Here is a 25,493-nt window from a genome sequence, read left to right as displayed (position 1 = left end):
CGACTCATTCTTTCTTTTAATAATAATAGTAGGAAAAAAAATAAGTATGCTCTTTTTTATAACATAGCAATCATTTTGGTAACAAGCGAATCTTACGTCGATTTACACATTTGATACCAAAATTTGCGATATCTTTCATAGATTAGGGATAAAACCGGCAAAGCCGTCAGAAAAGTCAACCGATTTTTGTGAATTATGGTAAAATTACTGGCAATTACTCAATCTGTTCGAGAATGCTTAATTATGAAAAAAGCGGTTGTACTATTATCAGGTGGCTTGGATTCTACCACTTGCCTTGCCCTGGCCAAATCCCAATCTTTTGAATGTCATGCCCTGAGTTTTTCCTATGGACAAAGACATACCGCTGAACTGCTCGCTGCAGCGCGTATCGCACAACATTATCAAGTGGCAAGCCATAAAATTGTTAACTTAGACACGCAATTATTTCGTAATTCCGCCTTAACCGATTCCTCGCTCGAGGTTCCCGACTTTCAAGAAAGTTCAGAAATTCCGGTTACCTATGTCCCAGCGCGCAATACTATTTTCTTGTCAATGGCTTTAGGCTTTGCCGAGTCAATTGGCGCTCGAGATATTTACATTGGCGCAAGCTCCATAGACTATTCTCATTATCCCGATTGCCGACCTGAATTTATCGCCGGTTTTCAAGCTTTAGCTAATTTAGCAACTAAAGCTGGGATAAGCGGTGACCCATTTACTATCCACGCACCCTTACAACATTTAAGTAAAATTAAAACTATTGAGTTAGGCTTGGGATTAGGTGTGGATTACAGTTTGACAGTTTCCTGTTATCAAGCAGATGATGACGGTAAGGCCTGTGGGAGTTGCGATAGTTGCACGTTTAGAAAACGGGGTTTTGCTGGAGCCAGTGTCAGTGATCCGACACTGTATCAATAAGCTCTAGCCGTATCGGTAGTACACACGCCAATACGAGCTAGGACTGACACTGCATTTACACTTTTGTTACAACAAATTGAACATTTTTGATTCACGCCATTACGAATCATTGTTATGATTTGTGGTGATTTATAACTATCATGGAGTGAGTATATGGGACGTTTAAGAGACTTTGCCATTGGCGCGGTAGAACTTCCAGGAACTATTTTATTTGGTATAGCTAAGTTGGTTTTTGGCTCTACTGAAAAATATAAAGACGGTAAAGTAAAAAAAGACAAAGAAGGGAATCCAATCGTATTTCCAGGGCTTTTAGGCTTGGTTTTAAAGGGTGTCGGTGCATTGGGTAGAGGAATCTCTAGCTTTGTTAACGATCATAAAGCAGCCATATCTACTGCTTTTTGGGCCTCGTTAGCTATTGGTGGTGCCGTTGGTTTAACTTTATACTTATGGCCTGCAGCTCTAACGTTCGTAGCTGATTATGCCATTTATAGTTATTCCATCGCAGGTATAGTGGGTGCCGATCCCCTACTGCAAATGGGCTTTGCGGCGGGGCTGGCTTTTACTGCGACCTCAGTAGCTAGTTATACCGTAGCATCCGTGGTTAATTTGATTTCTGCGATTAAAAATGCATGTAATCCGCAACCTGAAGAGCCAGAAGAGGACCCTCAAGCAGAACAACAAAGCACTCTAGTAGATAGTCCTAGAAGGTTAATGAGTGGTTTAAGTGCTCAGCCACCTGTAAGCAAGCAAGACATGTCCGAAAAACCTGTACATATTAGTTCACTGCATAAAAAAGCAAAAGATGAAGCAGAGGAACTAGGTCTAAATTTGGGGAGTACAATGGAAGTTGTCTAAGATGTACAACAAAATAATCCCTTAAAACGCGGCTGTAGCCGCGTTTTTTATTCTCATCATGTTTACTTGCAGCATTTAATCCCTATTTGCGTTATAATCGGGCGCTTTTATACCTAGGACATACTATGGGTGATGAGGAGTCATTGAACATGTCAATAAACCATACAGAACGTAAAATGTTAGTCACTAGTGCCCTTCCCTATGCGAATGGACATCTGCATTTAGGCCATTTGGTAGAACACATTCAAACCGATGTCTGGGTGCGTACTCACAAAATGTTAGGGATTCAATGCATTAGTGTGTGTGGAGATGATGCGCATGGCACCCCCATTATGTTAAAAGCGGAACAAATGGGTATTACTCCTGAAGCCTTAACCGCAGAAATTAAATTAAGCCACGAGCATGACTTTAAGCAATTTGCCATTGACTACGACTGCTATCATACGACCCACTCCCCTGAAAATCAGGCATTAGCCTCTGCTATCTATGAAAAACTACAAGCAAATAACTACATCGTTAAAAAAACCATTCGCCAGGCCTTTGACCCAGAAAAACAAATGTTCCTACCTGACCGATATGTGAAAGGGACTTGTCCTAAATGTGGTGCGAAGGATCAATATGGTGATAACTGTGAAGTCTGTGGTTCCACGTATTCACCAACTGATCTTATTGATGCGGTATCGGCAATCTCTGGTGCCAAACCCATAGAAAAGGATTCAGAACATTATTTCTTTGATTTGCCTCGTTTTGAAAGCTTATTAAAAGAGTGGACCCGCAATGGACATCTACAAAATGAGGTAGCGAATAAGCTTGATGAGTGGTTTGCTGCAGGTCTAAAACAATGGGACATTTCTCGGGATGCCCCTTATTTTGGCTTCCCTATCCCCGGAACCACCGATAAATATTTTTATGTTTGGCTGGATGCCCCTATAGGCTATATGGCCAGTTTCAAAAAGTACTGTGATGAGCAAGGAGCATCCTTTGCCGAATTCTGGGATAAAGATTCTAAAACCGAATTATACCATTTCGTAGGTAAGGATATTGTTTATTTCCATGCCTTATTCTGGCCTGCAATGCTTGCTGCTAGCGATCATCGCCTGCCTACTGCAGTATATACCCACGGCTTTTTAACAGTTGATGGGCAAAAGATGTCTAAATCTCGAGGAACCTTCCTTGAAGCACGTACCTATCTGGAGCACCTACACCCTGAATATTTACGTTACTATTTTGCGGCAAAACTCAATGGACGTGTTGATGATTTGGATTTGAATTTTGAAGATTTTACCAACCGTATAAATGCTGATTTAGTGGGTAAAGTAGTAAATATCGCTAGCCGTTGTGCCGGTTTTATTAATAAACGCTTTGAAAACCGTTTAAGTAACACCCTAAGTGAACCGCAATTGTATGCGGAATTAGTAGAAATGCGCCCAGCGGTTATTGATGCCTATGTAACTCGTGATTATGCACGGGCCATTCGCCTCATTATGGAGTGCGCAGATAAAGTAAACCAATACATTGATACTCATAAGCCCTGGGTGCTGGCTAAAGAAGAAGGACGCTTGGCAGAAGTTCAAGATATTTGCACTATGGGTATTAATTTATTCCGCGTGCTAATGACTTATTTAAAACCCGTATTACCCCTGATGGCGCAAGCGGCAGAGCAATTTTTAAATTGTGAACCATTAACTTGGGCAGCAATTGATGCTCCCTTGTTAAACCATCAGCTTAATCCATTCCAACCCTTAATAACTCGTGTTGAAAAAGAAAAAATAGACGCCATGCTCGAGCAATCAAAACAGGTGACTAATGCCCTCAGTTAAAGAAATCGATGCGCTCTTGCCACAAACTCAATGTGGCGAGTGCAATTATTCAGGATGCTTGCCTTATGCCGAAGCCTTAGCACAAGGCAGCGCCACAATTAATAAATGCCCTCCTGGCGGGGTGAAAACTGTTAAAGCGCTAGCGGCCTTGCTCAAGCTTGATGCAACTCCGTATCTTGATGAAGCCATGGCTAATACCCGAGCACCATCGGTGGCAGTGATACGTGAAGAAGATTGTATTGGTTGTACCAAATGCATTAAGGCTTGTCCTGTAGATGCCATTATTGGTAGCGGTAAATTAATGCATGCCATCATTAGTCATGAGTGCACGGGCTGTGGTTTATGCATAACACCCTGCCCCGTTGATTGCATTGAAATGGTCACGTTATCGGAGCCTGACTATGATAAGGATTTGGCACGCCAGCGCTTTAATGACAAACAAACACGCTTATTACGGGACGAACATCAAAAGCAGCAGGCTTATCGAGAAAAACGGCTATTGACGAAAAACTCGGCTAATCATTCGCAAGACATTCAAGCCAAACAAGATTATATTCAACAAGCCCTGGCTCGCGTTAAGGCAAAGAAGACGCATGAATAAACAAAAGATTCGGGATATTTTTACACGTTTTCGTGAACAAAATCCTCATCCAACTACCGAGTTAGTTTATCACTCACCCTTTGAGTTATTAATTGCAGTTATTCTTTCAGCGCAAGCAACGGACATCGGCGTCAATAAAGCTACCGCAAAATTATTTCCGGTAGCTAATACACCACAAGGCATTTTAGATTTAGGTTTGGAGCAATTAAAAGAATATGTTAAATCTATTGGCCTTTATAATAGTAAAGCGCAAAATATCATCAAGACTTGTGCTTTATTAATTGAACATCACCATGGAGAGGTTCCCAGACAACGTGAGGCGCTCGAAGCCTTGCCAGGTGTTGGGCGTAAAACGGCGAATGTGGTATTAAATACGGCTTTTGGCGAACCAACTATGGCTGTAGATACCCATATATTTCGTGTCGCCAACCGAACAGGAATTGCTAAAGGCAAAACACCCTTGGCTGTTGAGCTCGGACTACTTAAGAAGGTACCTGCAGAATTTTTGCAAGATGCCCATCACTGGTTAATTTTGCATGGACGTTATGTCTGTACTGCGCGCGCTCCTAAGTGTGCTACCTGCATTATCCAAGATCTCTGTGAATTTAACGATAAAAACCTTCCCTAACACTTAGAAACCATACAAAACGGAAACATTTTGTCACTCTGGTCGTGAAATTTCCGCACTATGTAAAAATGATTGTTTCAGGGTATAGCATTCCGCAATTTTTGCCCCTAGAATAAAATCTCGATGTTTCAGGGAGAAAGATTATGGGATGGTGGAATACAATCGTAGATGGAGCACAAATTGCAAAGGATGCTGTTACTGATACTGTAAAATGGGTTTGGGATTGGACCTACACCCCAGCGGTCAAAATCTCTACGTTTGCAGTAAATATGATGTTTTCGACATTAGAGCAGGTACAGGCTTTAAAAACATCACTTCCAGCACTACGTTCAGAACAATCGTATAAAATAGTTAAAGCAGCAACTAATATCGCGGTCTACCAAATTGCGCCATTAATCCTAATTAATATGGCCAATGCGTCCTTGCAAACAGCGGTTAGAACCGGGCGCGAAAATGAAGAGGAAGCCACTCTTGTATACAACGCCATGGTAATTCCTGCAGCCACTGCCATTGATTGGATAGTTTGGGGATGGACGACCCAACGCTCATCTCATATGCTCGCTCAGACCTTAGCTATTGATACCATGGGTGCTGCCGCATTTAATACAACTAAGCCAAAACCTAAAATTAAAGAACTCACGCCTTGTGAACTAGAGCATTGTAATTTTAAACGTAAGGTTAAAGGCTCACTTCGTGAATTTTTCATATTATTTTTAAATGACTTATTAACTGGGGGAGTAAGTTACTTACCCTATACTGGTGAAATAGTCGCTTTAATATTAAAAGCAGGTTTTTCTGGTGATCTAATTACCCGTGGCGCAAATTTAGACCGTTGCGAACGCCACCGAGCTTCGGCGGAGCGCTCCAAAATATGGTCGTTGGGTTTCGCTTATGTAGTCTCGGAAATGCTTTTAGACAAAGCATTACAATCTACTGTTGGCATACCGTCTTATGCCGTTCATAGAACCATGCGCCACATGTTAATGCTATTTTTTATTAATAATGCAACCCATATGAAAATCGACTATGTTCCCCCAGGAAAGTATGATTTATTAGACCCCCTCGTCGCCTATGGCAAAACCAGTGGTTTTTTAGCTGATATTATTATTTCTGGTTCTAAAGCAGAAATTGCCAGACTATTTCAACCACAACTTAATAAAAAACCAATTATTTCCGTGCCCGATATTTTAAGACGACTAACTGAAGTACTAAATAGTGATTTGGAACGATTAAACAGACCGAAACCTAGTCATTTAAAAATAGTAGCCAAAAAAATTGCTCCCAGTATTTATTATGACTCTAAAGCAGCAATCAATGATCCGGTATTTCGCATTTTTTGGCCAGATATGCATGAACTCGGACTCGATATTATCGATATTGTAAAAATTGCAGGAATCCCTGTAGCAAATCTTACGCGCTCACATGTCCCCTTAGTTGCAGCAGCCATAAGAAATGCCGTACCCGAACTGCTGTACCAACGCTATGGCATCTCGCCCAAGGTCACCGGTTTTCTTATAAATCTATGCTCTGATGAGGATTTTTGGAAATTTGTGCAAGCATTGCAACAATGGTTGCAACGCCATGACTTACGTGAAGCCCCCCCATTGGCAATAGCCAGTGATTCGCAGCTGTCTGCATTACATGAATCCCGTGAAACCAACCCAGAGATAACGGAAGAAAGCCGCCCACTACGGATTCTAACTACAGAAACCCCGCCACTGGTCGATTTAAAAGTAGGTATAGAGCAAAAACAACGAGAATTAAACATCCATTCGTTTCATCGAAGACCAAATCCAAGAAGAGATATAGCACAAGAACCATCTACGTCAACGTCTTTGGGGAAAGCCCTACAGAACAATTATTTTTAAGTAATTAGTTCCAGTTAATTTTGGATAAGTTGTAACGTCAAACATAGAATGATGTGTTTGCCTCCTCCTGTGCTGGGCCTGATAGCCCAGCCTACATCAAGATGAACAAAGATCAGGAGTCCTGGCAAACTCTCAGCATCACCTGGCTGAATTATTACACCTTGCTATTTAAAGCGCTCTAGTGCTATATTTGCGCGCGGATTAGTTCATTAAAATACACTTTTTCAATTTAACCGAAATATGAATCGAATATTGTCCACCCCCAAAGCCCCAGGATTTCTCTGTGTGACTATAGTCATAGTTACCCTCCTGACCTTGCTCATTAATGTTTCATTCAAAATCGTGGTGGCGAAGGGATTGATATTTTCTATTCATGCAATTCTTTGCCCAATAATCGCGGGTTTTTATCTTATCACATTGCGTAAATGCACGCTGAAAGAGCAACGACACGTGCTGAATATTTCACTCATGTCTTTATATGCCTTTTGTCTTGGCGTATATGTATTGATTAACCTACCAACCGTAGGGCATATGCGGGAAAATCCTGTTTATCAAATTGTGTTTGATGATCTCCCCAAAAAATTCTTCGCCGTAACCATTTCCTTTATACTTAGCTTTTATGTGCCCCATCTCTTATGCGGCGCAAGGACTCCGAAAATTTTCTTTTCATCAAAACACTGCATGCTTTTAGCGTTATTTGGTGGTTTGAGCTTTTTTATTTTGAATTTTTTCCTTTTATTTGTAGGCGAGCATCTTCACAACTTCAATCAAATTATGCTCGATTCACTACTAATTGCTTCCTTCTTGCTGTTAGTTATAGGAGTCATTTACCTCACGATTTGTCTAAACTATCTGCAGGCTCCGTTTACTTTGCAACGCGATAATGAACCGTTCCCCCTGTGCTATTATTTGAGTGGCATTGCCCTGGTGATTATGTTAATTTGCCTGGCCTGTGAATATCGTATTGTCACCCTGGTTAATCGGCACTGGATTTTAGCTGCCAGCGCTTTATTCTTTCCGGTTACTTTAGCGATTAGTACCTTGATTGGCGAATTATGGGGCTATAAAGCGAATTTAAAATTAAGCGTGATTATCATTGCGACTCAAGTAATTTTTGATATTTTATTATCCGCCATTGTTATTCTTCCCTCACCTTGCTTTTGTAATTCAGACTCATTTTACCAATATATTATGATGCGAAGATTGCCGGCAACGTTTCTAACGCTATCCGCAACCTTTATAAGTAATGCCTTGTTACTACATTATCTAAAGTGTCACGCAGTACAACGCCCTTTACGTATCTTGATTGCAAATGTTTGCGCGAATTCATTATTGTGTTTGATTGACTACAGCTTATTGTTTGGTGGGATTTATTCTTACGATCAAATTATTAATTTAGTCGTCAATGTTTGGCAATATAAATTGTTCATTACGATATTATTGCTACCAATGATCCTTAAGTTTTGCAACCAAATTGAAAAGAGTGTCAGTAAAACCATAGCCCGTATTAGCGCAGGGTAATACGGGCTACATCTTAATTAAAATCAATCTTTTTTCACTGGACGCTTCCAACCATAAATGGTTTTCTGCTTTGATTCCGTTAGGGTCAATTCACCAGGTGGGACATTCTTACGAATGGTACTACCGGCACCTACCGTAGCATGAGCACCAACCGTTACCGGTGCTACTAATTGGGTATCTGAACCAATAAAAGCCCCATCTTCGATCACCGTCTTATGCTTATTCCTCCCATCGTAATTACACGTAATGGTACCGGCTCCTACATTAACTTTTTTCCCTAATTGTACATCCCCTAAATAACTCAAATGGCTGGCCTTACTACCCTCATCAAAGAGCGCATTCTTGGTCTCTACAAAATTACCAATTTTACACTTTGCCGCCAATTGCGTCCCGGTGCGTAAACGTGCGAAAGGCCCTATCGCGCACTCCTCACCAATAGTACACCCCTCCAATACACTGTTGGCAAAAATTTCTGTGCCCGCTCCAAGCGTTACATTAGTCAACATGCAGTTAGGTCCAACAACACAACCATCTCCCAAAATTATCTTCCCATTGAAAACACAGTTCACATCAATGAAAACGTCTTTACCACAAATTAATTCACCCCGTAGATCAAAGCGCTGAGCATCGGCAATAGCGACCCCTTGTAGCATCAATCGTTCTGCCTCACGACGTTGCCAAATACGTTCTAATTGCTGTAACTGTAAACGATTATTAACCCCGTTAATCTCCGACACATCCTTAGTTTTTAAAGTAGCAATAATTGCCTCATCCGCCACCGCTAAGGCAATAATATCGGTTAGATAATACTCCTGTTGTGCGTTTTTATTGCTTAACCGGGGCAACCAATGCGCTAAATTTTCTGCTTTTGCGCAACAAATCCCCGTATAAATTTCTTTAATATTCTTTTCTTGCTCATTTGCATCTTTTTCTTCTACAATGGCATAAACTTTGCCTTGAATATCTCGAATTATACGGCCCAAACCAAAAGGGTTTTCCAGGTGGGCAACTAAAAGTGCCAAAACGGATTGATGAATATCAGCTGGTTTGCTACATTCAACTAAAGATCGAAGGATATCTGCTTGAATAAGTGGGACATCAGCAGATAAAACAAGAACTTGTGCTTGTGGTGGAATATGAGGTAGCGCTTGCATTAATGCATGCCCAGTACCTAATTGTTCTGCCTGATGAACCCAATGCACAGGTAAGTCAGGGAGTGAGTTCTTAATTTGTTCACCACCATGACCATAGATAACATGGATTGCATCAGGGTTTAGTTGCTGTGCAGTTTCCACTACCCGAACTAACATAGGCTTTCCCGCAATCTGGTGAAGCACCTTAGGAGTATTGGAATACATTCTTTTGCCCTGTCCTGCAGCTAATATTACGACGTGTAGATTCATGAGATTTGTTATTCCCTAGGTTAAAAACAATAATAGGCATGCAATGAAGCAATTTTTACGTTATCAGTAGATTAAGTTTTGTTTATGATAAACAAATTGTATTTAAAGGAGTAGAGCAATGACGATATTTGTTAAAGCAGCTAAAGATCTAATTAATAGAGTTTTACTTAAGTCGATTGAAGACTCCATCGCCGAAGATAAAAAAGCTTTATTAAGTTGGTTTAGAGATAAGGATCTTTCTGAAAAACAACGGGAACTAACCCGCGCCTTACAAAAAGAGATTGACGCATTTAACAGTCTGGACTCCGATGAAAAAAGTCTCGCGGCTTTAAAAAAATTGATTACGGATACTGATCTTATTGTACAAGAGCAGAGAAAACTCAAACAATGGGCTCGGGGTCACCTTAATGACACATTGACCAACATCAATTCAACATTAGACCGATTCTATAATATGATTTCCACTCAGACATTCAAACTGATTGATCTGGAAGACAATACCGAACCATTCAATATTCTTTGTTTTTATGCGGCTTATTATTTAGGTGAAAATATTATGTGCCCGGTCGAAGAGGGTGTTTTTACCAAAGCTATGGATACAATTGCAAGCAAGGTGTCGGTGTGCACCATCGAGATTAGAGCTCAAAAAGAGGAATGTTTAATTAAAAATCTTATCGACTGTAAGAAAAAACTCGTTGGTTTAGACACCGAACGAGATGAATATGCGGATCTTTGCCTAACCTTTGTTACTGACGCAATAAAAGCCATTACGCGAGAAAATGCAGAGATTTGTGAAGAATCAAAGCCTGTGGCCTCATTACCAATCGTATCGTTCTCAGGTCTTGGCCTCAATGTTAAAGCATCACCGATAAAACCCAGCCGAGGGCGTTTAAGAGTGGCGATGGACAATGCAAATGATGATATTAAAGATTTGTGTGCGGAAAACAAACCCAAAGCCGCCCTAAACATGTAATAAAGGGGGGGATGCACCATCTCGAAATTTTTTAATAAAACCCCAACCCCTTACTGCCAGAAATGTAGCGAGGGAACAAGCCAGGAGTTAGAACCCACGAGCCCTGGCTTGACTCCCTTGTTTACAATGACGGCGACAACATATCACGGCATTAATTCACCACATAGATTCATTTCCATCATGGTTTTTATCTGGGGGATATCCAATTTTTTACTCAATAAATAGAGTAGTTTACAATGTGCTGCCTCAGGAGTCATATCATGACCACTAATAATCCCAGCCTGTTTTAAGGTATGTCCTGTTGCATATTGATCCATTTCCACTCGACCTTCTTGGCATTGAGTGCAATTAATAATAATGACCCCACGCGCACAGGCATCGTTGAGCAAACTCAAAAAACGTGGATCATTATTTTGCGCATTCCCCGCACCATAAGTTTCCAAAATTAAACCGCATAAAGGCTGATTTAAAATATACGCTAAAACATCTGAAGCAAAGCCAGGAAAGAGCCGGAAATTAGCGATAAATTGGGGTTCAACCATTTGCAAGCGAAATGGATTGGCGCACGGTTGCAATAAAAGCTCATGATGAACTTTTATATCGATTCCTATGGTCGCTAAATGCGGATAATTGGGCGAGCCAAAAGCATTAAATCCTTGCGCACTAATCTTTTGCGTACGATTACCGCGCAATAAATGCTGATTGAAATAAATGCATACTTCATTAATTGGTTGATGCGCACAAAGCCATAACGACGTAACAATGTTATCAATAGCATCATTGCGCACCTCAGATAATGGAATCTGGGAGCCGGTGATAATGACCGGCTTAGCTAAATTTTCCAACATAAACGATAAAGCTGAAGCCGTGTAAGCCATCGTATCTGTTCCGTGAAAAACAATAAAGCCATCAAATGCATCATAATGATCCGCAATATCCTTAGCGATGCGATTCCAATCGCCTACGGTCATATTCGATGAATCCAGCAAAGGATGATATTCCTTGATCGTATATTCGGGTAAGTCCTGATGTTTTAATAGTGGAATTTGCTTTAAAGCCGAGGCAACATATCCCAGCGCAGGTTCATATCCATTTTCAGTTTTAATACAACTGATCGTTCCACCGGTGTTAATAATTAAAATATGTTTATTCATCAGACTTTAAATTCGAGTATTTGTCATAATTATATATCTAAGATGGAGAAGGTTAAAGCAAAGTGCTCCCTTGTTTTATTACTCCACATAGCTTAGCTGTGCGTTAATTAGCTCCATTCATTCCAGATTTTAGCAATAGTTATATTTTTTTTAATAATAATTACGGATTTAATTGCCAAGTTCTTGCAGTTTATGGAAAAATCAAGGTATTAGCGATTTAGTCGAAACAGTGACATCATGGTGATTGATCGTGCCGGTTATCGGTTGAATGTAGGTATTATCCTAGTCAACGACCAAAACAGAGTATTTTGGGGAAGAAGAAGTGGTCATGATGCCTGGCAATTTCCACAAGGTGGACTAGCTGCTGGGGAAACATCAATACAAGCCATGTTCAGAGAGTTGCATGAAGAAATAGGATTAGATAAAGAAGATGTTGATGTGATCGGTTCTACTAAGCGTTGGCTTAAGTACAGACTTCCGAAACAATATCTGCGTCATGGTAGTGAGCCCTTAGTAATCGGCCAAAAACAAAAATGGTTTTTACTAAAACTTGTTGCCAGTGAACAAAAAGTAAAGCTGGATCTGAGCGATTCGCCAGAATTTGATAGCTGGCGTTGGATAGATTTTCATGAACCAGAAGGGCAGGTTATCTTTTTTAAGCGCCAAGTTTATTCTCAAGCCTTAAAAGAGTTGGAACCTTTATTAAAAAAAAATCGTCGTACTCCTTACGGTATGAAACGGAAAAAGAGGTAATCATTGGCGTAGATGCTTAAGGTACTGAAACGAATAGTTCAAGAAGTCACCGCAGCCCAACAGCTCTCTGAGGCTCTTGGCATTTTGGTGCAACAAATTAATAAAGCCATTAATGCCGAGGCCGTATCCGTTTACCTTATTGATACCAAACATGCTGAGTACGTGCTCATCGCGACTGAGGGCTTAAATAAACAAGCCGAGTCTAGAGTCCGTGTCGCCCTCGACAGTGGCTTGATTGGTCAAGTAGGTCGACGAGAAGAACCTATTAATCTGGAAGATGCGCCCTCCCACCCTGATTTTTATCATCATTCCTTATTAGGTGAGGAACGCTTTAAAGCGTTTCTTGGGGTTCCCATCATTCAACATCGTAAACTCTACGGTGTTTTAATTATTCAGCAAACTGAACAACGCTGTTTTGATGATACCGAAGAATCCTTCTTAATTACGCTGGCCGCTCAGCTGGGGGTATTATCGCCCATGCAGAAGCCACTGGTGAATTAGCTGAGCTTACCCAGCCCAAGCCCATCGGGGGAGTGGAAAAAATTGAATCCACATCCACCGCTTTGGCCGGGATTGGTTCTGTTCCAGGTATCGGTATTGGTACCGCAGTTGTGGTATATCCTCCAGCAGATATTGATGCAGTTCCTCGTCATCCGGTAGAAACATTGGATGAAGAAATCAGCACCTTTTATGAAGCCTTAGAAGCGACTCGAGATGACATGCTGCGCTTAGGGCGACGCATGAAAGCCGTGGTTGCCGAAGAAGAACATGCCTTATTTGATGTTTATTTACGTATCCTGGATAAAGACAGCTTAGGGGCGGAAGTCGTCCAGGTCATTCGCGAAGAAAAAATCAGTGCGCAAGCAGCTTTAGCCACAGTAATCAAAAAGCATGTGGCGCAGTTTGAAAGCATGGAAGACTCCTACCTGCGTGAACGGGCTAGTGATTTTCGTGATCTGGGCCGACGTGTTTTGGCGGCATTGCAATGGTCACAACATGAAGAATTAGTTTATCCGAACCGCACCATCTTGATTGGCGATGAAGTAACCGCAGCAGCGCTTGCGGAAGTCCCCGAAGGTTGCCTGGCGGGTGTTGTTTCTGCCAAGGGCTCGAATAACTCCCATGTCGCTATTTTAGCGCGAGCCTTGGGCGTGCCCACTGTGATGGGAGTTCGTGGTTTAAAACTAGAATATGTTAACCGACGGGCCATTATTGTCGATGGTTATTTTGGACAGGTCCATGTTTCGCCCTCAAAAGCAGTATTAAGTGAATTTAAGCTCTTAGAACAAGAAGAACAAGCGCTAAATCAAAGTTTGGTCAGTCTTCGCGATAAACCTGCAGAAACCACAGACTGCTACAAAATTTCCTTACAAGTTAATACAGGACTTGCCATGGATGCTGGTCTATCCATGAGTGTGGGCGCTGAAGGGGTTGGTTTATACCGTTCTGAAGTTCCATTTATGAGTCGGGATCAATTCCCCTCCGAAGATGAACAAACCATTATTTATCGTCAAACCCTCAAAGCATTCGCCCCACGCCCTGTGACCATGCGTACCTTAGACATTGGTGGCGATAAAGTTTTACCCTATTTCCCGGTGGAAGAAGATAATCCCTACCTGGGTTGGCGCGGTATACGGGTTACCCTCGATCATCCTGATGTATTCCTTATGCAAGTACGGGCTATGATGCGTGCCAGTGAAGAATTAAATAACTTGCGTATTATGCTGCCAATGGTAACCACTCTGAGCGAGGTCGAAGAGGCAACTTATCTGATTGACCAAGCTTATGCTGAATTGCTGGAAGAAGGCTGTAACATCGCCAAACCCAAATTAGGGGTGATGATTGAAGTACCTGCCGCCGCTTATCTTGCGCGCGAAATCGCCAAACGTGTCGATTTTATTTCCGTAGGTAGTAACGATTTAACCCAATACTTTTTAGCGGTAGATAGAAATAATGCGCGTGTAGCTAGTCTCTATGACTCCATGCATCCTGCCATGTTACGCGTTTTACTTAAAGTTGTTGAGGGAGGTCATGCGGCCGGGGTTGAAGTGAGTATCTGCGGTGAAATGGCCAGCGATCCTTTAGCCGTAATTTTATTAATTGCGATGGGCTTTGATACCTTAAGTATGAACTCGGCTAGCTTACCCCGGGTAAAATATGTGATTCGTAATTTAGCGATTGCTAATGCACGTAAAATTCTTGCTGAAGTACTTGAATTTGAGCATCCCGCAGAAATTCGTCTCCATTTAGAAAAAGCATTGGAGGCAGAGGGCTTGGGCGGATTAATTAGGGCCGGGAAGCCTATATAGTGACGATGGCAATTCTTAATGGAGTCATTTACTTATTAATTGGCGCCTTTGCAGGAATTATTGCTGGTTTATTTGGAATTGGGGGTGGTTTAGTTGTTATTCCCAGCTTAGTCTTTGTCTTTCAGCAAATGGAGGTTATTCCTCCTGATATGCTCATGCATGTTGCCGTTGGTACTTCTTTGGCTATCATGATTATTACCTCTCTTTCAGCGGTCAGATCGCACCACAATGTGGGCAATATCCAGTGGTCAGTACTGCAGAAATTATGGCCTGGCCTCATTGCAGGGACGATATCAGGCTCTGTTCTTGCTGCAGTAATACCTAATGCTTGGTTAAAAACATTTTTTGGTATTTTTTTGCTTTTTGTTGCCCTCAAAATGCTGGTCGATAAGCGCAACGAACATTCGGAGTCATTCCCTAAACAATGGATAATCGTTCTTATTTGCTTTTCTATCGGCCTTATTGCCGGGCTGCTCGGAGTTGGAGGGGGAATTTTAATCGTTCCCTTCATGACTTACTGTGGCATCCCCGCACGCAAAATTGCAGGCATATCCAATTCCTGTGCGTTTACTATCGCCCTAATTGGTACCATAACCTTTATTATCACCGGCTTCCATGAAACAGCGACTATCCCTTATACCCTGGGCTATGTTTACTGGCCCGCTATTCTCCTCGTTGGCGCGACCAGCAGTATGTTCGCCCCCATAGGTACTAATTTGCACTACAAATTACCAATCCATCAATTAAGGTATGGCTTTATCGTATTGCTTATTTTAACCTCATTAAAAATGCTTCTTTAAAGGAATTTATCGCTTATGCTCCACTACCCCTACATTAATCCAGTTGCATTTTCCCTAGGCCCCATCCAAGTACATTGGTATGGCTTAATGTACCTCATTGGTTTTGTGAGTGCCTGGCTTCTCGCTCATTGGCGCATGAAACACTATAAATTAGATTGGAATTCAGACCAAATTAGTGATTTGATTTTTTATGCCGCACTGGGCGTCATCATCGGCGGTCGTGTTGGCTACATGCTCTTTTATGATTTCCCTGTATTAATCCATACTCCTTTATCATTATTTAAAATCTGGGAAGGAGGAATGTCATTCCATGGAGGGTTATTAGGCGTTATTGGCGCTTTATGGCTGTTTGCGCGCAAATACAAACGCCCCTTCTGGGAAGTCGGAGATTTTATTGCACCTTTAGTCCCTATAGGTCTGGGGGCGGGCCGTGTTGGTAATTTCATCAATGGCGAATTATGGGGTCGAGTAACTGATGTTCCTTGGGGCATGATCTACAGCCATGTTGACGAGCAACCTCGCCACCCATCAGAAATCTATGAGTTTGGTTTAGAAGGTATTGGTTTGTTTATCTTAGTATGGTGCTACGCCAATAAGCGTCGCCCTGTTGGCCGCGTATCCGCTGTATTTCTTATAGGTTATGCAGTATGCCGAATTATTGCGGAATTTTTCCGCCAACCAGACCCACAATTAGGTTATCTTGCATTTGGATGGCTAACTATGGGTCAAATTTTATCCGTTCCTATGATACTATTGGGACTTTGGTTATGGTGGCGAGCTGAACGATGAAAACATACTTGCAATTATTAAAACATATTTTACAACACGGAACTGAAAAAACAGACCGCACAGGTACTGGAACCTTATCCGTATTTGGCCATCAAATGCGTTTTGATTTACGCCAAGGTTTTCCTTTAGTCACCACGAAAAAGCTACACATGCGCAGCATCGTACATGAGCTACTGTGGTTTTTAAAAGGCGACACCAATATTGCCTACCTCAAAGAAAATGGCGTCTCCATTTGGGATGAATGGGCCGATAGCAATGGCGATTTAGGCCCTGTCTATGGCAAACAATGGCGTAGCTGGCCCACTACTGACGGTCGTCATATTGATCAGCTCAGTGAGGTGCTCGAGCAAATCAAAAAGAATCCCGATTCCCGCCGCTTAATTGTCAGTGCCTGGAATGTAGGGGAGCTGGATCAAATGGCATTAATGCCTTGTCATGCTCTGTTTCAATTTTATGTAGCCAATAACACCCTGTCATGCCAATTGTATCAGCGTTCTGCGGATGTTTTTTTAGGTGTGCCATTTAACATTGCTTCTTATGCCCTGCTGACACACATGGTGGCAGAACAATGTGGACTAGAAGCAGGTGAGTTTATTTGGACGGGTGGCGATTGTCATTTATATTTAAATCATTTGGAACAAGCACGTACCCAATTAGATAGGGAGCCATATCCTTTGGCTCAGTTGCATATCAAACGGAAAGCAAATTCCTTATTTGACTATGTTTATGAAGATTTTGAATTTTTGAATTATCAAGCTCATCCGACGATTAAAGCCCCAATTGCGGTGTAATATCTTCATCATCGTCGTCTAAATCTGAAGAAAAGCCTGGAGAGGAAGGCATACTCCCACCGCTTCTCGTTGGCGAATAGTTTGGGGTGTACACTCCGAAAGAGAAGCCTGGAGAAGGATGGGCACTACCACTTTTAATGGGCGAATGATTAGGTGTGTGAACTCCTAAAGAGAAGCCCGGGGAAGGATGAGTACTGCCACTTTTAGTTGACGAATGCTCTGGTGTGTAAACGCCTAAAGATAAACCTGGAGAAGGATGAGTACTGCCGCCTTTAACTGACCGCTTAGGGGTGTGAACACCTGAAGAGAGGCCAGGAGAAGGTGGCGTACTTGGGGTTGAGGAGGACGGCTCACCATCAAAAAACGCTGACGAAGAAGGCGTACGACGATGTTGCGAACGAGATTGAGTCGGGATATTTACGCCCAAAGAAAGGCCAGGAGAAGGTGGAGTGCTAGCAGTTCCTACCAATTTTTTAGCTGGTGTTCTTGGAGCGTAATCATTCTCCTCAACCCCTACCCCCTCAGTTCCAGTGGTAATTATACCCGCATTGCCTATATAGATATAAGCATCCTGATTAGAAATGCCGTTGCCTGAATCAGCGGCAGACAAAATGGGTTGTTCCTCTGGGCAAACAGTCGAACTACCACAGCAAAAAATTTTTTTTAGTATTTCAAATATAGTCATAAAAAATAATCCTCTAAAATGAACAGGCGGCGTAGCGCAAAAGAACTACGTTACCCTTAGCGATTTATCAAATTGCTGGTCAATATCATTCACACTATTTTGGCCTTGAGTCGAATTATAAAAACCATGCCCGCGAACTAAAAAGGACACAACTATCGCGGCTAGGCCTATGCCAGTTAGCGCAATCGCTATATTAGCCAGGATCACTTTCGAATAATGACGGTGAGTAGACAATAAATCATCTTGAGAATGTAACTTACGATGAAAATCAGTTTTAAAAGTTTCCTTATTTTGCTCCTCGGGCAAAGCTGAATAATAATCTTTTAAATCATGCGTCAATTCTATAGCTAACCGCATGGCCGCATTTGCTTTTTGAGGACAGGCTGATTTTAAGCGCCAACCATAAGTATGCATGGCTTTAATACTTGCCCGTAAAGATGCTAATTCTGCAGGACCTTGCCATGCATTAAAATCATAATTATCCAATTCTTGTGGAACAGTTTGGGGCTCAACGAGTGGAGTCGCTGAAGTAGAATCCCCACTTACTGAGTATTGCTGTTCCTGTCCGTCAACGAGCAATGAAGCATCTGTAGATGACTCTTGTTGTTCTTGAATATTAGAATTACTCATTACCTGACTGGGCTCGGGAACAACCCATGCCGTTAAATCCGCCTCAGGAATAGCTTTTTGCAATGCCGCAACTGCTACCCTGGTAAAAATCCCCCATTGAGCAAATGAATTATTCTCGGGAGCAACGGGCGAACCACTAATACTGAATTTTATAACATTATTTTGATACGGGAAACGGAATAAACTCGCATCATTAGTTCCCAATGCCTTCATTAACACACAATAAATGGTAATACGAGGATCAGAGTGCGCCACTCGTGTCGCCTCATTCGCGTCGAATTCCAGCAGTGGAAAATCTTGTTGATCTAACTGATCGAGGTACGTAGTAAATTCGCGGTAAATTTGCTTCGCAGCCTCTCTGCGACTGCCATCTTTCGTGCGCTGCAAAACGCTTCCGTATGCATTTTTAACAAACCGAGAAACCGCGGCAACAGCAGGATCATCCGCTACAACTTGAGTCTGGACATCGGAAGCAAAGTTAACTTTCTTTTCTTTTTTCACTTTTTTTTCTTTTTTTGGTGGCATAAATTCAACAATAGCGTTAATTAAAAACGCGGAGTGTACTTTATGTGTCGCTCAATTAGAAGCACAAAGGAAAAAATATAGGCACAAATAATTAGTGTAAATTCAATATGTTTATAAATAGTCAAAGTTGAACTTTACGAGCTCATCTCTCACAGACAACAAGCGAATCTAGGATAGAAAGGGACCCGCATGCCATTCCCCTCTCCTTTTATTTACACTTTCAATATATGCTTGATTTAATCAGCGACAACCTCGGAGCAAATGCTCTTCATCAACGAAATGTCGAAATGACAGTCGTTTTTTAAGTAGATGCTATACTGAATTTATTAACGAATATTCTATAATAGACTATGAAAATACAATTCTTAGGTGCAACGCAAACTGTAACTGGTTCAAAATATTTAATCCAAATGAACCAGATAAAAATACTTGTTGATTGCGGTCTTTTCCAAGGTTACAAAGAATTACGCTTAAGAAATTGGTCACCGATACCCATCAACCCAACAGAAATTAATTATATTTTATTAACGCATGCTCACATTGATCATAGTGGTTATATTCCGTTAATTGTAAAAAATGGCTTTCGGGGGAAAATAATATGCACCAAAGCTACTTGTGAATTATCCAAAATATTATTACCAGACAGTGGCTATCTACAAGAAGAAGAGGCCCATTATGCAAATAAAAAAGGCTATTCAAAACATCATCCTGCAATTCCTCTTTATACCAAGGAAGATGCTGAACTTGCATTAAGCTATTTTCAAACCATAAATTTAAATGAGCGCGTTGAGCTTGGTAAAAACCTTTATGCCACTTTTTATTATGCCGGTCATATTTTAGGTGCATCTTCAATTAAATTAGAAGATCAACAAACCTCCATCCTTTTTTCAGGCGACCTAGGGCGTCCTAATGACCCGATTATGAAGTCACCTGAACCTCCCCCCCAAGCGGATTATTTGGTTATTGAATCCACTTATGGGGACCGTTTACATGAAACGGTGGATCCTGAAATACAACTGGGTGAGATAATAAACCGTACGGTGAAACGAGGAGGGATGGTCTTAATTCCTGCGTTTGCAGTCGGTCGCACTCAAATGCTGCTTTATTATATTCAACAATTAAAAGCAAAAAATAAAATTCCAGATCTTCCTATTTTTGTGGATAGCCCCATGGCGACAAATGCCACCGAAATTTTTTCACGGCATGCGCTAGAAAATCGCTTAACTCCTGCACAATGTGCTGCTGTATGTAATGTAGCTCAATACATCCGTACTGTAGATGAATCAATAGCAATTGCCACAAAAAAAATGCCCATGATTTTAATCTCTGCTAGTGGCATGGCAACCGGAGGACGAGTGGTTCATCATATTCGCACTTTTGCTCCTAATTACAAAAATACAATTTTATTCACCGGATTCCAAGCAGGTGGTACTCGGGGTGATCGAATTATTCGTGGAGAAAAGGAAGTTAAAATGTTTGGGCAATTAGTTCCCATTCAAGCGGAAGTAGCGCAGATGGGAAATCTATCCGCTCATGTAGATTATGTAGAAATGCTCGATTGGTTATCTCGCCTGCCTAATGCACCCAAAACAATTTTTATTACTCATGGAGAAAAAGGAGCCGCTCAAGCACTAAAAGAAAAAATTGAGCACAAGTTTCACTGGAACTGTGTGATTCCAGATTATTTGGATCAGCACATGCTATAGCGAGTACTAATGAATGAGTACCAAATTTAATCAATTAAAGTTAGTCAAATTAGGTATTGATACCTTACAAGAATTTATTATTTATATGCGCTCCGACTGCTTTATTTGCAAATCAGAAGGCTTTGAATCTCTATCCCAAGTGGTTGTTACGTTAAATAATCAATCCATTGTAGCTACATTGAATATCGTTCACTCAAACATCCTTAAAGAAAATGAGGCCAGCTTGTCAGAAAGTGCCTGGCAACGCCTTGGTGCTCAAATAGGGGATTTAATCAATATAATACATTTACCCCCTGTAACCTCCATAAGCCATGTGAGAGCAAAAATTCATGGAAATACATTAAATGCAGCAGAGTTTTATGAAATCATTAGTGATATTGTTGCTGGCAAATATTCCAACATCCACTTATCAAGTTTTATCACTGCCTGCAGCAATAATTTAAGCATAGAAGAAATTACGTACATAACTCAAGCAATGGTTGACACTGGTGAGCGAATATATTGGCCTCATGCTATGATACTTGATAAGCATAGTGTGGGAGGAATCCCCGGCAATAGAACAACTCCTATTGTGGTGCCTATTGTTGCAGCAGCAGGACTGATCATCCCGAAAACCTCGTCACGAGCAATTACTTCACCTGCAGGTACCGTCGATACCGTAGAAACAATGACTACCGTAGACCTCACTGTGGATAAAATACAACATGTAGTTGAAGCTGAGGGGGGATGTATGGCTTGGGGAGGGGCTCTAGGCTTAAGTCCCGCCGATGATATATTGATTCGCGTCGAGCGTGTTTTAGATTTGGATCCCCTGGGACAAATGATTGCATCCGTGCTTTCTAAGAAAATTGCCGTGGGCGCCACTCATGTGTTAATTGATTTACCTGTAGGCCCTACAGCAAAAATCCGTTCTGATGGGGAATTCGCTGAGTATCAGAATTATTTCTTTTTAGTGGGCAAAGCACTGGGCATTCATGTACAAGCCTTAAAAACAACTGGAACTCAACCTTTAGGAATAGGAATCGGCCCAGCCCTGGAGGCAAAAGATATATTGGCTGTTTTACATAATGAACACCAAGCACCAATCGATCTAAAAAATAAGGCTATTGAGTTAGCTGGAATTTTATTAGAATTTGGTGGAAAAGCTCCAGCAGGTCAAGGTAGCTATTTGGCAAAACAAATACTGGAAAGCGGTGTAGCCTTAAAAAAATTTTTAGCCATTTGTAACGCTCAAGGGGGATTCAAAGAGCCCAAAACAGCGTCATTAACCCGAGAAATCCTTGCTTCAGGCAATGGAATAGTCACTGAAATTGATAATCGAAATCTGGCTAAAGTCGCTAAATTAGCAGGTGCGCCCCATGATCCTGCTGCAGGCATTGAGTTTTTTGCTAAATTAGGTACCCGAGTTATAAAAGGACAGCCCTTATATACGATTCATGCCGAATCTCAAGGAGAATTGGATTATTCCTGCACATATGCCTTATCTATGCCCAATATCATTAAAATTGAACCTAACTAAAAGGCGAGGAATATGGAAAGGAAAATTATTTTTTCATTGCCAGGAAACCAAGAGCTGACGCAATCACTTGCGCAAAAACTTAAGATCGAGCAAGGAGAAGCTGAAATTCGTTCCTTTCCAGATGGAGAATCCTATATCCGTATTCATTCGGAAGTAAAAAATAAAACCGCAATTTTGATTTGCACCCTTAATCATCCAAACGCCAAAATATTACCTTTAATTTTTATGGCACGCACGCTTAAAGAATTAGGAACTAAAAAATTATGTCTGATATGTCCTTATCTTCCTTATATGAGGCAAGATAAACAATTTCATACGGGAGAAGCGATTAGTGCCGTCCTTTTTGCGCAATTAATATCGAATTATTTTGATTATATGATAACCATGGAGCCGCATTTACATCGTATTCATGAGCTATCAGAAATTTATACGCTATCTAAAGTATTAACCGTACATGCAACAAGAAAAATTTCGCAATGGGTTGCAAATCATATAAAACAGCCACTCCTGATAGGGCCGGATGCAGAAAGTAGGCTGTGGGTATCGGCAATAGCTGACGAGCAAAACCTACCATTTATCATAGGAGAAAAACAACGCCTGGGAGATCGAAAAGTAATTATAACTCTACCAGAAATCAAAAATTTAGGACAAACCCCGGTATTAGTCGATGATGTGATTTCTACGGGAGTAAGCATGCTTGCGGTACTTAAACAGGTGCAATTCTTAGGATTTAAAGAAGCTATATGTATTGGGGTACATGCTTTGTTTGATCAAAAAACAGAACATAGGCTTTTTAGTGCTGGAGCTGCGCAAATTATTTCATGTAATACTATTATTCATAAAAGCAATGAAATCGATATTTCCGATCTTCTTGCCCAAGGAGTTGTCTCATTAGGTTAGATACCCCCTCTTCCTTCATCATATCACCGGTTTTCTAGGCACCAGGATAACATGATACGTTAAAGCGATACGCTCAATTCCGAAGCGGCATCCTTGCATTCAGAAAACTTCTATTTCATAATATTTTCCCTATAATTGGTAAAGGGTCGAAGGATGGCCTAATCTCAAAAGCAGGCTTTATGCCCACTTTAAGATTACAGGTGATTTATGCAAAGTGGCCAATGTAGCAGTTGCAGGCCAGCCGAGAATAATCGGCGCCACAACGGTCATTTCTTTAGGAACTCCTAACTCTTCTTTCCATTCAGGTAAATTTAATGCAGGGAGTGAAAACCCGATGACACAGGAACCAAGACCAAAAGTAAGAGCTGAAAGCATTAGATTCTCAGCAGCCAACCAACAATCCGCACTAACAAACTCGCCCTTAAACGTACTGCAGATGGCGATTAAAGTTGGGGCATTGTAGAAAACATTGAACTCTTTTTGTTGCACGACTTGCAAAATGTGTTCTTCCTGTAGGTTTTTATATTCCTTTGTGGTTGTTAGCAACTTCGCACTATCTGAGATACGATCTAATAAGGATTTATCTTGAACAACCACAAATGCTCTAGATTCTTCATGAAGTGCGGAAGGAGCATGAATTGCTGCATCTAAGAGCTGATTAATAATTTCTGCATCGACTTGCTGAGGTAAATAATTACGCACAGCTCTACGATTATATATAGCATCTATAACATCAATTTTACTACACTTTAATGATTCCGCCTTTTCCATAATCGGCTCCTTGGCTTTTTCTAGATTATAGCATATCGACAAGAGAACAATGTTTAACGTGTTAATTTAGGAATAGTCTCGGCAACAAATTTAAAATTATTTTCCTCCTGCTTTTTTACATAGTACATTACCCTATCTGCTTTCTCAATGAGTGATGTATTACCATCTTTGGGATATAGAGCCCCCTATACTCAATGTAATTCGATAAGCCTTGTTTTCAATTAAAAATTCTTTTGAGAACGACTCGACTATCTTTTGATTACTTTAATACCTCTAAGTCTTTGCCTATAGTGACCTCATCAGAAACTCTACGAGTGCGGCGAGTTGGGCTTGCGCTTCCTCCATTTTTACGTGTTGTTATATTGTGTTTAATTGCAACACAATACCTAAGTTCACCATGCTAACCCAAATAATGAAATACGCTTATCTATGCAACATCAATAATAACCTTTAATGCATTTGTTTTTGCTGCTTGCTCAAAAGTATCATAAGCATCAAGAATATTTTCAAACTTAAAATGATGGCTGATTAACAATTGCGGATCAATTTTATGAGCGCATACCGTTTTTAATAACATTGACGTAGACACCGTATCGACTAGCCGCGTAGTAATGGTAATATTTTGTGACCATAAACGTTCTAAATGAAGATCCGCTTTAGTTCCGTGTACTCCTATATTAGCAATAGTGCCACCCGCAGCAACAATATCTTCCGTAAGAACAAAGGTAGAGGGAATACCAACCGCCTCTATAGCCGTATCTACTCCACGTCCATGGGTCATATCCATAACTTTATTCGCGGCCTTGCCATCCTGATTATTTACAATCTGTGTCGCGCCTAAGCGCTTCGCCATCTCTAAACGATGCTCATCTACGTCGATAACGATAATTTCAGCAGGTGAGTAAAATTGTGCGGTAAGTAATGTAGCTAAGCCAATTGGACCGGCGCCAACTATAGCTATTGAATTTCCTGGCTGTACTTTGCCATTTAATACGCCGCACTCAAACCCAGTAGGTAAAATATCACTAAGCAAAACGAGGGCCTCATCATTAACTCCACCAGGAATTTTATATAAGCTTGTATCTGCTTGCGGAATAAGAACGTACTCAGCCTGCGTGCCATCGATCCTATTTCCAAGAATCCATCCCCCATAAATACAATGAGAATACATCCCTTTACGACAAGGCTCACACTTACTGCAAGAAGTAATGCATGAAATAATTACTTTATCTCCAGGAGACATTTCGGTTACCCCCGAGCCAACACTATCCACAATTCCAATTCCCTCATGCCCCAAAATACGACCTGCTGTACATGTAGCAACATCACCCTTTAAAATATGCAGATCTGTTCCACAAATCGTAGTTTTTTTGATTTTTACCACGGCATCTGAAGGTTTTTTAATTACAGGTTTATGTCGCTCTTCTACAGTTATCTTCCCAGGTCCTTGATAAATTAATGCTTTCATAGACACATCCTTTCGTCAGAGGATTGCTTATTTATTAAGCCGGATTATTAAAGTTTGAGCAAAGCAAATAATTTGTCAAGTTGCTAGATAACGAAGATAAACATTTATA

The 25,493-nt window shown here is 41.1% G+C and carries 21 protein-coding genes and 1 pseudogene; 16 read left to right on the top strand and 6 right to left on the bottom strand.

Annotated features, from left to right (window positions below; all coding sequences use genetic code 11):
• The first annotated feature begins 195 nt into the window (after positions 1–195).
• The 7 genes from queC (at position 196) to E1P08_RS06355 (ending at position 8,208) form a co-directional block, all read left to right on the top strand.
• Positions 196–915, top strand: a complete 720-nt coding sequence (gene queC / locus E1P08_RS06385; RefSeq protein ID WP_133136194.1) for a 7-cyano-7-deazaguanine synthase QueC — start codon at positions 196–198, stop codon at positions 913–915.
• Between the two features lie 153 nt (positions 916–1,068).
• Positions 1,069–1,770, top strand: a complete 702-nt coding sequence (locus tag E1P08_RS06380; RefSeq protein ID WP_133136193.1) for a hypothetical protein — start codon at positions 1,069–1,071, stop codon at positions 1,768–1,770.
• 176 nt (positions 1,771–1,946) lie between these two features.
• Positions 1,947–3,590 (top strand): methionine--tRNA ligase, encoded by a 1,644-nt coding sequence (gene metG, locus E1P08_RS06375; RefSeq protein WP_165485113.1) that lies wholly within the window; start codon positions 1,947–1,949, stop codon positions 3,588–3,590.
• A complete protein-coding gene (locus E1P08_RS06370) occupies positions 3,577–4,191 on the top strand; it encodes an RnfABCDGE type electron transport complex subunit B (protein WP_133136191.1) in 615 nt (204 codons plus the stop codon). Before metG ends, E1P08_RS06370 begins: the two co-directional genes overlap by 14 nt.
• Entirely contained in the window at positions 4,184–4,819 is a 636-nt protein-coding gene (gene nth, locus E1P08_RS06365; protein WP_133136190.1) for an endonuclease III, read from the top strand. Before E1P08_RS06370 ends, nth begins: the two co-directional genes overlap by 8 nt.
• A 143-nt stretch (positions 4,820–4,962) precedes the next feature.
• Positions 4,963–6,687 (top strand): hypothetical protein, encoded by a 1,725-nt coding sequence (locus tag E1P08_RS06360; RefSeq protein WP_133136189.1) that lies wholly within the window; start codon positions 4,963–4,965, stop codon positions 6,685–6,687.
• 240 nt (positions 6,688–6,927) lie between these two features.
• Complete coding sequence (locus E1P08_RS06355; RefSeq protein ID WP_133136188.1) at positions 6,928–8,208, top strand: VUT family protein; 1,281 nt, start codon at positions 6,928–6,930, stop codon at positions 8,206–8,208.
• 23 nt (positions 8,209–8,231) lie between these two features.
• On the opposite strand, the gene glmU is transcribed toward E1P08_RS06355, so the two are convergent.
• Positions 8,232–9,611 (bottom strand): bifunctional UDP-N-acetylglucosamine diphosphorylase/glucosamine-1-phosphate N-acetyltransferase GlmU, encoded by a 1,380-nt coding sequence (gene glmU / locus E1P08_RS06350; RefSeq protein ID WP_133136187.1) that lies wholly within the window; start codon positions 9,609–9,611, stop codon positions 8,232–8,234.
• A gap of 118 nt (positions 9,612–9,729) precedes the next feature.
• Between glmU and E1P08_RS06345 the strand changes: the two genes are divergently transcribed.
• On the top strand, positions 9,730–10,584 hold the full coding sequence (locus E1P08_RS06345; protein WP_133136186.1) for a hypothetical protein: 855 nt from the start codon (positions 9,730–9,732) through the stop codon (positions 10,582–10,584).
• A 143-nt stretch (positions 10,585–10,727) separates the two neighbouring features.
• On the opposite strand, the gene ansA is transcribed toward E1P08_RS06345, so the two are convergent.
• On the bottom strand, positions 10,728–11,738 hold the full coding sequence (gene ansA / locus E1P08_RS06340) for an asparaginase (RefSeq protein WP_133136185.1): 1,011 nt from the start codon (positions 11,736–11,738) through the stop codon (positions 10,728–10,730).
• A 237-nt stretch (positions 11,739–11,975) separates the two neighbouring features.
• Between ansA and E1P08_RS06335 the strand changes: the two genes are divergently transcribed.
• The 5 genes and pseudogenes from E1P08_RS06335 to thyA all read left to right on the top strand — a co-directional run bounded on the left by E1P08_RS06335 (position 11,976) and on the right by thyA (position 17,180).
• The gene (locus E1P08_RS06335; protein ID WP_133136184.1) at positions 11,976–12,491 is read left to right on the top strand and encodes an RNA pyrophosphohydrolase; all 516 of its coding nucleotides are present in this window, start codon (positions 11,976–11,978) and stop codon (positions 12,489–12,491) included.
• A gap of 12 nt (positions 12,492–12,503) precedes the next feature.
• Positions 12,504–14,800 (top strand): annotated as a pseudogene (ptsP, locus tag E1P08_RS06330) (phosphoenolpyruvate--protein phosphotransferase).
• A gap of 5 nt (positions 14,801–14,805) precedes the next feature.
• Entirely contained in the window at positions 14,806–15,600 is a 795-nt protein-coding gene (locus tag E1P08_RS06325) for a sulfite exporter TauE/SafE family protein (RefSeq protein ID WP_133136274.1), read from the top strand.
• 15 nt (positions 15,601–15,615) lie between these two features.
• On the top strand, positions 15,616–16,389 hold the full coding sequence (gene lgt / locus E1P08_RS06320; protein WP_133136183.1) for a prolipoprotein diacylglyceryl transferase: 774 nt from the start codon (positions 15,616–15,618) through the stop codon (positions 16,387–16,389).
• Entirely contained in the window at positions 16,386–17,180 is a 795-nt protein-coding gene (thyA, locus tag E1P08_RS06315) for a thymidylate synthase (RefSeq protein ID WP_133136182.1), read from the top strand. The genes lgt and thyA overlap by 4 nt, the downstream gene beginning before the upstream one ends.
• Here the strand turns inward: thyA and E1P08_RS06310 are convergent.
• Both E1P08_RS06310 and E1P08_RS06305 read right to left on the bottom strand, forming a co-directional pair.
• Entirely contained in the window at positions 17,158–17,865 is a 708-nt protein-coding gene (locus E1P08_RS06310; RefSeq protein WP_133136181.1) for a hypothetical protein, read from the bottom strand. The two genes, thyA and E1P08_RS06310, sit on opposite strands and share 23 nt — an antisense overlap.
• Before the next feature lie 45 nt (positions 17,866–17,910).
• A complete protein-coding gene (locus E1P08_RS06305; RefSeq protein ID WP_133136180.1) occupies positions 17,911–19,020 on the bottom strand; it encodes a hypothetical protein in 1,110 nt (369 codons plus the stop codon).
• Between the two features lie 350 nt (positions 19,021–19,370).
• Here E1P08_RS06305 and E1P08_RS06300 point away from each other — a divergent pair, with 350 nt between their 5' ends.
• Genes E1P08_RS06300 through E1P08_RS06290 form a run of 3 tightly spaced genes read left to right on the top strand, consistent with a single transcriptional unit; the run spans position 19,371 to position 23,145 of the window.
• Positions 19,371–20,726 carry an MBL fold metallo-hydrolase RNA specificity domain-containing protein gene (locus E1P08_RS06300; RefSeq protein ID WP_133136179.1) on the top strand — a complete coding sequence of 452 codons (1,356 nt, stop codon included), beginning with the start codon at positions 19,371–19,373 and terminating at the stop codon, positions 20,724–20,726.
• A 13-nt stretch (positions 20,727–20,739) separates the two neighbouring features.
• Positions 20,740–22,245: a thymidine phosphorylase family protein gene (locus tag E1P08_RS06295; protein ID WP_133136178.1), complete on the top strand. Its 1,506-nt coding sequence runs from the start codon at positions 20,740–20,742 to the stop codon at positions 22,243–22,245.
• A gap of 12 nt (positions 22,246–22,257) precedes the next feature.
• A complete protein-coding gene (locus E1P08_RS06290) occupies positions 22,258–23,145 on the top strand; it encodes a ribose-phosphate diphosphokinase (protein ID WP_133136177.1) in 888 nt (295 codons plus the stop codon).
• A 177-nt stretch (positions 23,146–23,322) separates the two neighbouring features.
• On the opposite strand, the gene E1P08_RS06285 is transcribed toward E1P08_RS06290, so the two are convergent.
• Positions 23,323–23,916, bottom strand: a complete 594-nt coding sequence (locus E1P08_RS06285; RefSeq protein WP_133136176.1) for a nitroreductase family protein — start codon at positions 23,914–23,916, stop codon at positions 23,323–23,325.
• A 427-nt stretch (positions 23,917–24,343) separates the two neighbouring features.
• A complete protein-coding gene (locus E1P08_RS06280; RefSeq protein WP_133136175.1) occupies positions 24,344–25,384 on the bottom strand; it encodes a zinc-dependent alcohol dehydrogenase family protein in 1,041 nt (346 codons plus the stop codon).
• Between the last annotated feature and the right edge of the window lie 109 nt (positions 25,385–25,493).

This window comes from Legionella rowbothamii (assembly GCF_900639985.1).
Taxonomy (GTDB): Bacteria; Pseudomonadota; Gammaproteobacteria; order Legionellales; family Legionellaceae; genus Legionella; species Legionella rowbothamii.
This window is presented reverse-complemented; position numbering and strand designations above follow the sequence as displayed.